General features: G+C 71.2%; 10 protein-coding genes and 1 pseudogene. 5 read left to right on the forward strand and 6 right to left on the reverse strand.

The genetic code is table 11. The features are described from left to right. Positions 1–28: 28 nt before the first annotated feature. The 5 genes from ACQ86L_RS02725 to ACQ86L_RS02745 form a co-directional block, all read right to left on the reverse strand. Positions 29–1,795, reverse strand: coding sequence for a proline--tRNA ligase (locus tag ACQ86L_RS02725; RefSeq protein ID WP_434317588.1), 1,767 nt, complete (start codon positions 1,793–1,795; stop codon positions 29–31). Positions 1,796–1,839: 44 nt separating this feature from the next. Beyond that, positions 1,840–2,976, reverse strand: coding sequence for a flavodoxin-dependent (E)-4-hydroxy-3-methylbut-2-enyl-diphosphate synthase (gene ispG / locus ACQ86L_RS02730; RefSeq protein ID WP_434318971.1), 1,137 nt, complete (start codon positions 2,974–2,976; stop codon positions 1,840–1,842). Positions 2,977–3,062: 86 nt separating this feature from the next. Then, on the reverse strand, positions 3,063–4,394 hold the full coding sequence (locus ACQ86L_RS02735) for a M50 family metallopeptidase (RefSeq protein WP_434317589.1): 1,332 nt from the start codon (positions 4,392–4,394) through the stop codon (positions 3,063–3,065). 61 nt (positions 4,395–4,455) lie between these two features. Beyond that, complete coding sequence (gene dxr / locus ACQ86L_RS02740) at positions 4,456–5,544, reverse strand: 1-deoxy-D-xylulose-5-phosphate reductoisomerase (RefSeq protein ID WP_434317590.1); 1,089 nt, start codon at positions 5,542–5,544, stop codon at positions 4,456–4,458. After that, positions 5,544–6,521 (reverse strand): FKBP-type peptidyl-prolyl cis-trans isomerase, encoded by a 978-nt coding sequence (locus tag ACQ86L_RS02745; protein WP_434317591.1) that lies wholly within the window; start codon positions 6,519–6,521, stop codon positions 5,544–5,546. The genes dxr and ACQ86L_RS02745 overlap by 1 nt, the downstream gene beginning before the upstream one ends. Before the next feature lie 65 nt (positions 6,522–6,586). On the opposite strand from ACQ86L_RS02745, the gene ACQ86L_RS02750 reads away from it, so the two are divergent. The 3 genes from ACQ86L_RS02750 (at position 6,587) to ACQ86L_RS02760 (ending at position 9,678) form a co-directional block, all read left to right on the forward strand. Then, entirely contained in the window at positions 6,587–7,933 is a 1,347-nt protein-coding gene (locus ACQ86L_RS02750) for an aminotransferase class III-fold pyridoxal phosphate-dependent enzyme (protein WP_434317592.1), read from the forward strand. Positions 7,934–8,239: 306 nt separating this feature from the next. After that, positions 8,240–8,860, forward strand: a complete 621-nt coding sequence (locus ACQ86L_RS02755) for a hypothetical protein (protein WP_434317593.1) — start codon at positions 8,240–8,242, stop codon at positions 8,858–8,860. Between the two features lie 47 nt (positions 8,861–8,907). After that, positions 8,908–9,678, forward strand: a complete 771-nt coding sequence (locus ACQ86L_RS02760; protein WP_434317594.1) for a lysophospholipid acyltransferase family protein — start codon at positions 8,908–8,910, stop codon at positions 9,676–9,678. 8 nt (positions 9,679–9,686) lie between these two features. On the opposite strand, the gene ACQ86L_RS02765 is transcribed toward ACQ86L_RS02760, so the two are convergent. Continuing rightward, positions 9,687–10,160: an OsmC family protein gene (locus ACQ86L_RS02765; RefSeq protein WP_434317595.1), complete on the reverse strand. Its 474-nt coding sequence runs from the start codon at positions 10,158–10,160 to the stop codon at positions 9,687–9,689. A 38-nt stretch (positions 10,161–10,198) separates the two neighbouring features. Between ACQ86L_RS02765 and gabT the strand changes: the two genes are divergently transcribed. Beyond that, entirely contained in the window at positions 10,199–11,554 is a 1,356-nt protein-coding gene (gene gabT / locus ACQ86L_RS02770; RefSeq protein WP_434317596.1) for a 4-aminobutyrate--2-oxoglutarate transaminase, read from the forward strand. Continuing rightward, positions 11,551–12,548: pseudogene (locus tag ACQ86L_RS02775) on the forward strand (asparaginase). The gene gabT and the pseudogene ACQ86L_RS02775 overlap by 4 nt, the downstream one beginning before the upstream one ends. The last annotated feature ends 30 nt before the right edge of the window (positions 12,549–12,578 follow it).

Here is a 12,578-nt window from a genome sequence, read left to right on the forward strand (position 1 = left end):
TGCGGTCAGGCGGCGTCGTGACGGTCGCTCAGGCGGTGAGTGCCGCGACGGCCTCCGCCAGCGGGACGGTCGACCGCTCGCCGGTGCGGCGGTCCCACAGCTCGACCTCGCCCTCGGCGGCTCCGCGGCCCGCGACGAGCACGCGCGGGATGCCGATGAGCTCGGCGTCGCCGAACTTCACCCCGGGCGACACCTTGGGGCGGTCGTCCAGCAGCACCTCCAGGCCGGCGGCCTCCAGCTCGGCGGCGGCCTGCTCGGCCACCTCGAACGCGACCGCATCGCGGCCCGCGGCCACGACGTGCACGTCGAACGGTGAGACTGCGGCCGGCCACACCAGGCCCTTGTCGTCGTTGTTCTCCTCGGCGATGATCGCCAGGATGCGGGTCACGCCGATGCCGTAGGAGCCCATCGTCACGGTGACGAGCTTGCCGTTCTCGTCCAGCACCTTCAGTCCCAGCGCCTCGGCGTACTTGCGGCCGAGCTGGAAGACGTGGCCGATCTCCATGCCGCGCGCGAGCTCGACGGGGCCGGATCCGTCCGGGGCGGGGTCGCCCGGCTTGACCTCGGCGGCCTCCACGGTGCCGTCCCAGGCGAAGTCGCGGCCGGCGACCAGCCCGAAGACGTGCTTGCCCTCGAGGTTGGCGCCGGTGATCCAGCCGGAGCCGTCGACCACGCGCGGGTCGACCACGTAGCGGATGCCCGTGGAGGCCTCCTCGCCGAGCACGGGGCCTTCGGCCGACCAGGGGCCGATGTATCCCTTCACGAGGCCGGGGTGCTTGCGGAAGTCGTCCTCGGTCGCGGCCTCGATCTCGGCCGGCGCGAACGCCACCTCGGCGCGTTTGAGGTCGACCTCCCGGTCGCCGGGCAGCCCGACGACCACGAGCTCGCGGGTGCCATCCAGGTGAGTGAGCGCGAGCACCACGTTCTTCAGCGTGTCCGCGGCGGTCCAGGCCCGGCCGTCCGGACGCGGGTGCTTCGCGTTCGCGACGTCGACCAGGGTCTGGATGGTGGGGGTGTCCGGGGTGTCGAGCACCTCCTGGGGCGTCAGCTTCTCGTAGCCGCGCGTGGGCGGCGCGAGCGTGGTGAACGCCTCCACGTTGGCCGCGTAGCCGCCGGCCGAGCGGACGAAGGTGTCCTCGCCGACCGGGGTGGGGTGCAGGAACTCCTCGCTGCGGGAGCCGCCCATCGCGCCGGCGTCGGCCTGCACGATGACGTAGTCCAGCCCCAGGCGGCTGAAGATGCGCTCGTACGCGTCGCGCTGCGCCATGTAGCTGGTGTCGAGGCCGGCGTCCGTGTAGTCGAACGAGTAGGCGTCCTTCATGGTGAACTCGCGGCCGCGCAGCAGGCCGGCACGGGGGCGCGCCTCGTCGCGGTACTTGTCCTGGATCTGGTAGATCGACAGCGGCAGGTCCTTGTACGAGGAGTAGAGGTCCTTCACCAGCAGGGTGAAGACCTCCTCGTGCGTCGGGGCGAGCAGGTAGTCGGCGTCCTTGCGGTCCTTGAGCCGGAAGATACCGTCGCCGTACTCCTCCCAGCGGCCGGTGGCCTCGTAGGGCTCGCGCGGCAGCAGCGCGGGGAAGTGCACCTCGTGGGCGCCCGCGGCCGTCATCTCCTCGCGGATGATCTGCTCGATGCGCGCCTTGACCCGCAGCCCCAGCGGCAGCCACGCGAAGATGCCCGGCGCCTGGCGGCGGATGTAGCCGGCGCGCACGAGGAGCTTGTGGCTGGTCACCTCCGCGTCGGAGGGGTCTTCACGGAGGGTGCGGAGGAAGTAGTTCGTCAGGCGAGTAGGCACCGTTCCATGTTAGTGGTGCGGTGGTGCGGCGCCCGCCGCGGGCGTCAGTGGCCGACGGTGACGGTGGGCTCGCCCGAGGCGACCTGCGCGTCCTGCATCTCGGCGGCGATGCGGTTCGCCTCCTCGATCAGGGTCGCGACGATCTCGGCCTCCGGCACGGTCTTGATGACCTCGCCCTTGACGAAGATCTGGCCCTTGCCGTTGCCGCTGGCGACGCCGAGGTCGGCCTCGCGGGCCTCGCCCGGGCCGTTCACGACGCAGCCCATGACCGCGACGCGCAGCGGCACGCTCATGCCCTGGAGGCCCTCGGTGACGCTGTCGGCGAGCGAGTAGACGTCCACCTGGGCGCGGCCGCAGCTCGGGCAGGACACGATCTCCAGCTTGCGCTCGCGGAGGTTGAGCGACTGCAGGATCTGCAGGCCGACCTTGACCTCCTCGGCCGGCGGGGCCGACAGTGAGACGCGGATGGTGTCGCCGATGCCCTCCGAGAGCAGGATGCCGAACGCGGTCGCGGACTTGATGGTGCCCTGGAACGCCGGGCCGGCCTCCGTAACGCCGAGGTGGAGCGGCCAGTCGCCCCGCTCGGCGAGCTGACGGTATGCCTTGACCATCACGATCGGGTCGTTGTGCTTGACCGAGATCTTGAAGTCGTGGAAGTCGTGCTCCTCGAAGAGGCTGGCCTCCCAGACGGCGCTCTCGACCAGCGCCTCCGCGGTCGGCTTGCCGTACTTCTGCAGCAGGCTCGGCTCCAGCGACCCGGCGTTGACGCCGATCCGCAGCGAGACGCCGGCGGCCTTCGCGTAGGCTGCGATCTTGCCCACCTGGTCGTCGAACTTGCGGATGTTGCCCGGGTTCACGCGCACGGCCGCGCAGCCGGCGTCGATCGCCGCGTAGACGTAGTTGGGCTGGAAGTGGATGTCGGCGATGACCGGGATCTGGCTCTTCTTGGCGATGATGGGCAGCGCCTCGGCGTCGTCGCGGCTCGGCACGGCGACGCGCACGATGTCGCAGCCGGAGGCCGTCAGCTCGGCGATCTGCTGGAGGGTCGCGTTGATGTTCGTCGTCGGCGTCGTGGTCATGGACTGGACGCTGACCGGGGCGTCGCCGCCGACCAGGACCTTTCCGACACGGATCTGACGGGACTTGCGACGGGGTGCGAGGGTCTCGGGGACCTTGGGCATCCCCAGGTTGATTGCTGCCACCCGACAATCCTACGCGGCCGGGTGGGAAGCGGCTGGGCGTCGGGTGAACGGCGGGTATGCGGCGGTCAGCCGAACAGGTTGACCGGCTTGACGATGTCCGCGTACATCAGCAGCAGGCTCATCCCGCCGAGCACGACCACCACGGCCATCGTCAGCGGCATCAGTTTGGCCATGTCGACCGGCCCCGGGTCGCGGCGCTTGAACAGCTTCGCGACCGACCGGCGGAAGCCCTCCCAGAGAGCACCCGCGATGTGCCCGCCGTCGAGCGGCAGCAGCGGGATCAGGTTGAAGACGAACAGCGCGATGTTCAGCGACGCGAGGATGCCGATCATCGTGTAGACCTTGTCGACCACCGGCACGCCGTCCAGGGCGGTCAGCTCCCCCGCCGCGCGGCCGACGCCGACAAGGCTGATCGGGCCGTTGGGGTCGCGCTGCCCGGAGCCGAACGCGGCGTTCCAGACGTCGACCATGCGCTGCGGCAGGTGGATGACGACGCCGACGACCGCGGCGGTCTGCGCGCCGACGGCCGGGAGGACGGAGGTGATGGGCTGCGGGACGAGCTCCTGCACCGGGCCGATGCCGACGAAGCCGGCCTTCACGGTCTCGGTGCTGCCGTCAGCGGCTTTGACCGCCTGCCCGTTGGGGTCGAGCTTGGCGACGGTGTTTGTCATCGGAGTGAGGACGACCGTCCGCTCCTGGCCGTCGCGCCGGAGGACGACCGTCAGCGGCGTGTTCTCGGACTGGCGGATGATCGTGGTGGACTGCGTCCAGGAGGTCATCTTCTTCCCGCCGATGCTCACGATGGTGTCGCCCGGCTTGAGGCCTGCCGCCGCCGCGGGACCCTGCTTCGCGTCCGCACCGCAGGTCTGAGAGGCGCTCGTCGTCGGCTGGACGCACTGGCTCACCGTCCCGATGGTGAGCGAGTTCTGCGGAGCGCCGAACCCCATCAGCAGCACCCCGAACAGCACGACCGCGATCAGCAGGTTCATGAACGGGCCGCCGAACATGATGACGATGCGCTTCCAGACCGGCAGGCGGTAGAAGGTGCGATCCTCCTCGCCCTCCCCGACGGTCTCGGCGCTGGAGGTGCGGGCGTCCTGCACCATGGCCTGCATGAAGCCGGTCGTCGCGTTGCGGCCCGTGCCGCCGTCCTTGCCGGGATGGAACATCCCGATCATCGAAATGTAGCCGCCGAGCGGGATGGCCTTGACCCCGTACTCGGTCTCGCCGCGCTTGAAGGAGAACAGCGTGCGGCCGAACCCGATCATGTACTGGGTGACCTTGACGCCGAACAGCTTGGCCGGCACCAGGTGCCCGATCTCGTGCAGCGCGATCGAGAGCGCGACGCCCACGAGGATGATGACGACGCCCAGGACGAACAGCAGCACGGAATCCACGTGCCCAGGCTAGTCGCGGACGCTTGGAGGCAGCCGCACGGTTCCTATGCGGAACCGATGCCTATCGCCCCGCGAGGTGCGCGTCGGCGGTCGCGCGAGCCCAGCGCTCGGCCTCCGCCAGCGACTCCAGGGTCAGCTCGCCGGCCGGCTCGTGCTCGTCCACGACGCGCTCCACCGTGTCCACGATGTCCAGGTAGCCGATCGCGCCCGCGTGGAACGCCGCCACCGCCTGCTCGTTGGCCGCGTTGAACACCGCGGGGTAGGTCGCGCCCGCAGCGCCCACCCGCTTGGCGAGGGCCACGGCGGGGAACGCCTCGCCGTCCAGCGGCTCGAACGTCCAGGTGTGCGCCTGCGTCCAGTCCAGCGGCGCGCCGACCCCCGGCACCCGGTCGGGCCAGCCGAGGCCGAGCGAGATCGGGAGGCGCATGTCGGGCGGGGACGCCTGGGCGATGGTCGAGCCGTCCACGAACTCCACCATCGAGTGGATGACGGACTGCGGGTGCACCGTGACGTCGATGCGGTCGTAGGGGACGTCGAAGAGCAGGTGCGCCTCGATGACCTCCAGGCCCTTGTTGACGAGCGTGGCCGAGTTGGTCGTGACCACGAGTCCCATGTCCCAGGTCGGGTGCGCGAGCGCCTCGGCGGGTGTGACGTTTCGCAGGGAGTCGCGGGAGCGGCCGCGGAAGGGGCCACCCGACGCCGTCAGCACCAGCCGCCGGACCTCGCCGGCCGTGCCGGAGCGCAGGGCCTGGGCGAGCGCCGAGTGCTCGGAGTCGACCGGCACGAGCTGGCCGGGCGCGGCCGCCTGCTTGACGAGCGCGCCGCCGACGATCAGCGACTCCTTGTTGGCGAGCGCCAGCATCGCCCCGGTCTCCAGGGCGGCGAGCGTCGGACCGAGCCCGACCGACCCGGTGATGCCGTTGAGCACCACGTCCGCCTGCACGGAGTGCAGGAGCCGCACCGCGTCGTCCGCGCCGAGCGCCGTGTCGCGCACGCCGAACCGCTCCGCCTGCTCGGCGAGGAGGTCCGCGTTGCGTCCGGCGGTCAGCCCGACGACGTCGAACCGGTCGGGGTTCGCCGCGATGACGTCGAGCGCCTGCGTGCCGATCGAGCCCGTGGACCCGAGGATGACGACGCGGCGCGCGGGCATCAGCGGGTCGTTCCCAGGATGTCTACCACGAACACCATCGTATCGGTGCCCTTGATCTCGCCCTGACCTGCGGTTCCGTAGCCGTCGGCCGGCGGAACGATCGCGATCACCTGCGAGCCGACGGTCTGGCCCTCCAGGGCCTTCTGGAAGCCCTTCACGACCTGGGTGGTCTGGAACGACGCCGTCTGGCCCCGGCTCCAGCTGGAGTCGAACATCTGGCCGTTCCGCCAGAGCACGCCCTTGTACTGGACCGTGACCGTGTCCCCGGGCAGGACGGTCTCGCCCGAGCCCTTCTTGAGCTCGGCGATCCGGGTCTCCGTCGGCGGGTCGGCCTTCGGGACGGTGATGGTCGGCTCACCCGTCTTGCTGAGCTTCACCGTGGGGAAGCCCGGCGTGGGAGGAACGGGCGTTCCGTTGGCCTTGGTGGGCAGTTTGGGCGCGATGTTGACGATGTCGGCCAGCAGGACGACGGGGGCGTTCTGCTTGAGACCCAGCTGCGAGAAGGCCTGCCCGAACGCCTCCTCGGCCGTCGCGGTCACGACCACGCGGGATCCGACGTTCAGGCACTCGACGCCGCGGACGAAACCGGGAAGCCACTTCTTGTCGTCGACCGGCGCGTCGACGACGGCCTGGGTGCCGAAGCCCTCGGGCGCGGCGAGCTGCTTGCCCGTGGTGCCGTCGTAGGCGGCAAGGGCCAGTCCGGCCGTCGCTCCCGCCTGGACCCTCTTGCCGGTGCCTTTCGTCACGACGGTGCGCTCGAGGTCGGTGACCTTGAGCGGAGTCGCGAAGGTCACCGTGGGCGTCTGGTGGAAGGCGCCGGAGACCTTGATCGAGTCGGAGGAGGACCCCGCCTTCGCGTTCTGACAGGTTGCGGCCGCAGCGGTGCTGGACGCCGTGGGACTGGGCGACGAGGAGCTGCAGGCGGCGAGGCCGGCGACGACGAGGGCGGCTGTGAGGACGGAGAGGGATCTGCGCACGAGGAGCCAGTCTGCCTCATCCACCTCTGTCCCCGCTGAACGGGCGCCTGAACATCGCCCATACGATGGAGGTCATGACCCGCGACTTCTCCGTCCCCCAGTCCCGCCACGTCGTCACCGAGCTCCCCGGCCCGCGCTCAGTGGAGCTGCAGCAGCGGCGCGTCGCGTCGGTCAGCCGCGGCGCCGGGACGCTCGCGAACATCTACATGGAGTCCGGCTCCGGCGCGATCCTGGTCGACGTCGACGGCAACCGGCTGATCGACCTGGGCTGCGGCATCGGCGTGACCACCATCGGCCACGCGCACCCCGCCGTCGCCGCGGCCGCCGCCGAGCAGGCCGCGAAGCTGACGCACACGCTCTTCACGGTCACGCCGTACGAGAACTACGTGCGCGTCGCCGAGAAGCTCGCCGAGATCACGCCCGGCGACTTCGAGAAGCACAGCATCCTGGTCAACTCCGGCGCGGAGGCCGTCGAGAACGCGGTCAAGATCGCGCGCAAGTACACGGGACGCCGCGCGATCGCGACGCTCGACCACGCCTTCCACGGCCGCACCAACCTGACCATGGCGATGACCTACCGCCCCTGGCCGGAGCGCGCGGGCATGGGGCCCTTCCCGGGCGAGATCTACAGCCTCCCGATCAGCTACCCGTTCCGCGACCCCGAGGGGATGACCGGCGAGGAGGCCGCCGAGCGCACCATCGACTACATCGAGACGCACATCGGCGCCACCGAGCTCGCCGCGCTGTTCGTGGAGCCGGTGCAGGGCGACGGCGGCGTCATCATCCCGGCGCCCGGGTACTTCACGCGGCTCTCGGAGTTCTGCACCGAGAACGGCATCGTCTTCGTGGCCGACGAGATCCAGGCCGGCATCGGCCGCACCGGCACCTGGTACTCGATCGAGCACCACGGCGTCGTCCCCGACCTGATCACCTCCGCCAAGGGCATCGCGGGCGGCTTCCCGCTCGCGGCGGTGACCGGCCGCGCCGAGATCATGGACGCGGTCCAGCCTGGCGGCATCGGCGGCACGTTCGGCGGCAACCCGGTCTCCACCGCCGCGGCGCTCGCGGTGTTCGAGGCGTTCGAGCAGGAGGACCTGCTCGCCGAGGCGAAGCGCGTCGAGAAGGCGCTGTGGGCGCGGATCGGCGACTGGGCCGAGCGCTTCCCGGTCGTCGGCGAGGTCCGCGGCGTCGGCGCGATGTTCGGTGTCGAGCTGGTCGTGCCGGGCACGAAGAAGCCCAACCCGGAGGCGCTGAAGGCCGTGCTCGCGCACGCGACCGCCAACGGCGTCATCCCGCTGGACGCCGGGAGCTGGGACAGCGTCCTGCGGCTCCTGCCCTCGGTCGTCATCAGCGAGGAGCTGATCGACGACGCCGCCACCGTCATCGAAGAGGCGCTCGGCCGGCTCGGCTGACCGCCCGGAGACGCAGCCCATGCGCCTGCCCCGACGGCTCGCCGCCGCGGTCCTCGTGACCGCGGCGGTCCTCGCGGCGCTGCCCGCGGTCGGCGGCGCGCCGGCGGACGACGCCAGTGCCGCCTTCGCTCCGGGAGCAGCGGCGACCCTCGCGGCGAAGCCCCGGCCGGCGTTCGACCCCGGCGACATCATCAGCGACGACAGCTTCTACAACCCGTACGCGATGACGGCGGCCCAGGTGCAGCGCTTCCTGGACACCCGGACCTGCACGCCCAAGGACGCCTCCCCTGCCTGGCGGACTTCCGCATGGACGTGCCGCGCACCCCGGCCTCCGCCGAGCGCTGCGCCGCCATCCCGGCGAGGAAGGACGAGCGGGCCAGCAGCATCATCGTGCGGATCGCGCAGGCGTGCACGATCAGCCCGCGGGTGCTCCTGGTGCTGCTGCAGAAGGAGCAGTCGCTGCTCACCACGCCGAGCGCGACCGGTTACCAGAAGGCCACCGGGTACGCGTGCCCGGACACCGCCGCCTGCGACACCCGCTACTTCGGCTTCTTCAACCAGGTCTACCGCGCGGCCTGGCAGTTCCGGGAGTACACCGCGCACCCCACCGACTGGCGCTACCGGGTCGGCGCGAACCGCATCCAGTACCACCCGGACGCCGCCTGCGGGGCGAGCACGGTCCGGGTGGTGAACCAGGCGACGGCGAACCTCTACAACTACACGCCGTACCAGCCCGACAGGACGACGGTCGCGCAACCGACCGGCCCCGGCGACAGCTGCTCCGCCTTCGGCAACCTCAACTTCTCGCGGCTCTACAACTCCTGGTTCGGGGATCCGCGCAGTGTGCGCTACCACGGGCTGCAGCTCCCCTGCCTGATCTACGCGGGAGGCTGGGGCTGCACACCGCTCCGGCCGTTCGGCGAGTGACGAAACGCATGCCGGTCGTGGCATACGATCGGGACTACCCTCGTTCTGTGAGTCAGACAGCACCCGACGACGGGCACGAGGCGGAGGCCGAGGTCCTCCCACGCCCGGGACTGACCTACTTCATCGGACGCCGGGTGGTCGCGCCGCTGCTGCGCCTCATCTACCGGCCGCACGTCATCGGCGCCCGCAACGTGCCGCGCCACGGCAAGATCATCCTGGCCAGCAACCACCTGTCGTTCATCGACTCCCTCGTCATCCCGATGATCTCGCCGCGCCGCGTGCAGTTCCTCGCCAAGTCGCACTACTTCGAGGGGACCGGGTTCAAGGGCGCGGTCTCGCGCTCGTTCTTCACCGCGATCGGCGCCGTCGGCGTCAAGCGCGGGGCCGGGCAGGCCGCCCAGGAGGCCCTGGAGCAGTCCCGCCGGATCATCGACACCGGCGCCGCGTTCGCGCTCTACCCGGAGGGCACCCGCTCGCTCGACGGCCGCCTGTACAAGGGGCGCACCGGCATCGGCTGGCTGGCGCTGACCACGGGCGCCAAGGTCGTCCCGGTCGGACTGATCGGCACGAACGAGGTGCAGCCGGTCGGAGCGAAGTTCCCGCGCGTGCGCCGCATCACCATCGCCTTCGGAGAGCCGATCGACGTCGCGCACTACGGTCCGGCGGAGTCCGGCCGCGCCCGGCGTCAGGCGACCGACGAGATCATGGCGGCCATCCACGGCCTCACCGGCCAGGAGCTCGCCGGCACCTACAACGAGTCGCCGCCCGCGAACACCGTGGAGCGCGTCAAGCGCGCCCTGCGCCCGGAGCGCCTCTAGCGTCTCGCTCAGGCCAGGGTCAGGAGCTCCGGCTCGTGGCCGACCGGGAAGTTGACGCTCGCGGCGATGAAGCACTTCTCCGCGGCCGGGGCGTGCAGGGAGGCCGCCAGCTCGGCCTGAGCCGGGTCGGCGATCGTCACCTTCGGGCGGAGCATCGCGCTGGTGAAGTGGCCCCCGCCGTTGCCCGTCTGCTCCATGACGCCGGTCGCGGCGTCCGTGTAGCCGACGACGACGACGCCCGCCCGGGCGGCCTCGGCCAGGTAGCTGAGCATGTGGCACTGGCTGAGCGCGGCGAGCAGCAGCTCCTCCGGGTTCCACCGGTCCCTGTCGCCGAAGAAGGTGCGGTCGGCCGATCCCTCGATGGGGTGCTTGCCCTCGGTGCTCACCGTGTGGTCGCGACCGTAGGCCTTGTAGCCGCTGGTCCCCTCTCCCCGGTTGCCGGTCCACTGCAGGTCGATCGCATAGCGGTGCTCGAGCTTCATGGTTCGATTCTCGCACCCCGGCTAAACTGGCCATCATCATGACTGACACCCTGAGCACGCCCACGTTCACCGTGGAGCAAGAACGCCGCATCGTCACCGCCGTCCCCGGCCCGAAGTCTCAGGAGCTGCATCAGCGCCGCCTCGCCGTGGTGCCCACCGGCGTGTCGTCCGCCCTCCCCGTGTACATCGCCCGCGCGAACGGCGCCATCCTGGTCGACGTCGACGGCAACCAGTTCGTGGACTTCGGCGCCGGCATCGGCGTGACCACGGTCGGTCACACCGAGACCGCGGTCGTCGCGGCCGCCGCCGAGCAGCTTCAGGACGTCATCCACACGCTCTTCACCATCACGCCGTACGAGGAGTACGTGCGCGTCGCCGAGCTGCTCGCCGCGCACACGCCCGGCGACCACGCCAAGAAGACCGTGCTGGTCAACTCCGGCGCGGAGGCCGTCGAGAACGGCGTCAAGATCGCCCGCAAGCATACCGGCCGCCGCGCCGTCGCCGTCCTCGACCACGCGTACCACGGCCGCACCAACCTCACGATGGCCATGAACTACAAGGCCATGCCGTACGCGACCGGCTTCGGCCCGTTCGCCGGCGACGTCTACCACGCGCCGAACTCCTACCCGTACCGCGACGGCCTCAGCGGCGCCGAGGCGGCCGCCCGCACCATCGCGTACCTGGAGAAGGTCATCGGCGCGACCGACCTGGCCTGCCTGGTCGTGGAGCCCATCCAGGGCGAGGGCGGCTTCGTCGTCCCGGCCGAGGGGTACCTCCCGGCGCTGCAGGAGTGGTGCACGGCCAACGGCGTCGTCTTCATCGCCGACGAGATCCAGAGCGGCATGGCCCGCACCGGCGCGTTCTTCGCCAGCGAGCACTTCGGCCTCGTGCCCGACCTGGTGCTGAGCGCGAAGGGCATCGCGGGCGGCCTCCCGCTGGCCGCGGTCACCGGCCGCGCCGAGATCATGGACTCCGCCCAGCCCGGCGGCCTCGGCGGCACCTTCGGCGGCAACCCGGTCGCCGCGGCGGCCGCGATCGCGGTGTTCGGGCAGATCGAGAAGGGCGACCTCCTCGCCCACGGCGCGCGCATCGAGAAGGCCCTCAAGCCGGCGCTGGAGCAGCTGCAGCAGAAGTACGACATCATCGGCGACGTGCGCGGCATCGGCGCGATGGTCGCGATCGAGCTGGTCCAGCCGGGCACCGGCGAGACCACCAAGGTCCCGAACCCGGAGGCCGTGAGCGCGATCATCGCGTATGCGGCACAGCAGGGCATCCTGTTCCTGAACGCCGGCACCTTCGGCAACGTGCTCCGCTTCCTGCCGAGCCTCGCCGTGAGCGACGAGCTCATCGCGGACGCCCTGTCCGTCCTCGACGACGCCTTCGCCGCGCTGTGACAGCGGAGGTCTTCGGAACCGCGGAGGCGGTGGAGCTGGCGGTCGTCGAGCGCAGCGGGTTCGTCGAGTCCCGCCACGCCGGCTCGGCGGTGGTGCTCGGGCCGGACGGCGACGTCGTCCTCTCGCTCGGCGCGCCGGAGAAGCCGGTGTTCCCGCGCTCCTCGCTGAAGCCGTTCCAGGCCGTCGCGGTCATGGGCGCGGGCGTGACGCTGGAGGGCGCGGGCGCCGTGCTGGCGACCGCGAGCCACGCGGGTACGCCCGCGCACGTCTCGGTGGTCCGCGGGCTGCTCGCGCAGGCCCAGCTCACGGAGGACGCCCTGCATTGCCCCGCCGACTGGCCGCTCGACAGCGCTTCGCGCGAGAACGCCATCCGCGACGGCGCCCAGCGCAGCCCGGTGTTCATGAACTGCTCGGGAAAGCACGCCGCGATGCTGCTGGCCTGCCGGGTGAACCACTGGCCGCTGGAGAGCTATCTCAGCCAGCAGCACCCGCTGCAGCAGCACATCCGCGACACGACCGAGCGGCTGACCGGCGAGAAGGTCGTCGCGACCGGGGTCGACGGCTGCGGCGCGCCTGTGCACGCCATGTCGCTGCTGGCGCTCGCGCGCGGCATCCAGCGGATCGGCACGGCGTCGGAGGGCTCCCCTTCGCGCTCTTCCGCAACGCGGCCGTGCTGCGGACCGCGGTGCTCGCCAACGGCTGGGCGATCGACGGCCCGGGCCGGGCCAACAGCGTGGTGATCGACGAGCTCGGCGTCTTCGCCAAGCTCGGCGCCGAGGGCGTCATGGTGATGGCGGCGCCGGACGGCACGACCGTCAGCCTGAAAGTGCTCGACGGGAGTCTGCGCGCGGCCTCCATCGTGGCGCTGTCGCTGCTGGCCGACACGGGCGCGATCGAGCGTGCCGCGGTGGACGCCGTCGCCCCGAAGCTGGACCTCGCGGTCCTCGGCAACGGCGTCCCCGTCGGCGAGATCCGCCCCTCCTACACCCGCTGACCCCCCGCTTACCTCCCACCGAGGGGCACG

The organism is Leifsonia sp. P73 (genome assembly GCF_051059105.1).
GTDB lineage: Bacteria > Actinomycetota > Actinomycetes > Actinomycetales > Microbacteriaceae > Leifsonia.

Coding starts and splice junctions, on each gene's coding strand:
- ispG (WP_434318971.1), bottom strand. CDS start 2,976: ATGCCCAAGGTCCCCGAGACCCTCGCACCCCGTCGCAAGTCCCGTCAG.
- gabT (WP_434317596.1), top strand. CDS start 10,199: ATGACTGACACCCTGAGCACGCCCACGTTCACCGTGGAGCAAGAACGC.
- ACQ86L_RS02750 (WP_434317592.1), top strand. CDS start 6,587: ATGGAGGTCATGACCCGCGACTTCTCCGTCCCCCAGTCCCGCCACGTC.
- ACQ86L_RS02765 (WP_434317595.1), bottom strand. CDS start 10,160: ATGAAGCTCGAGCACCGCTATGCGATCGACCTGCAGTGGACCGGCAAC.
- ACQ86L_RS02755 (WP_434317593.1), top strand. CDS start 8,240: ATGGACGTGCCGCGCACCCCGGCCTCCGCCGAGCGCTGCGCCGCCATC.
- dxr (WP_434317590.1), bottom strand. CDS start 5,544: ATGCCCGCGCGCCGCGTCGTCATCCTCGGGTCCACGGGCTCGATCGGC.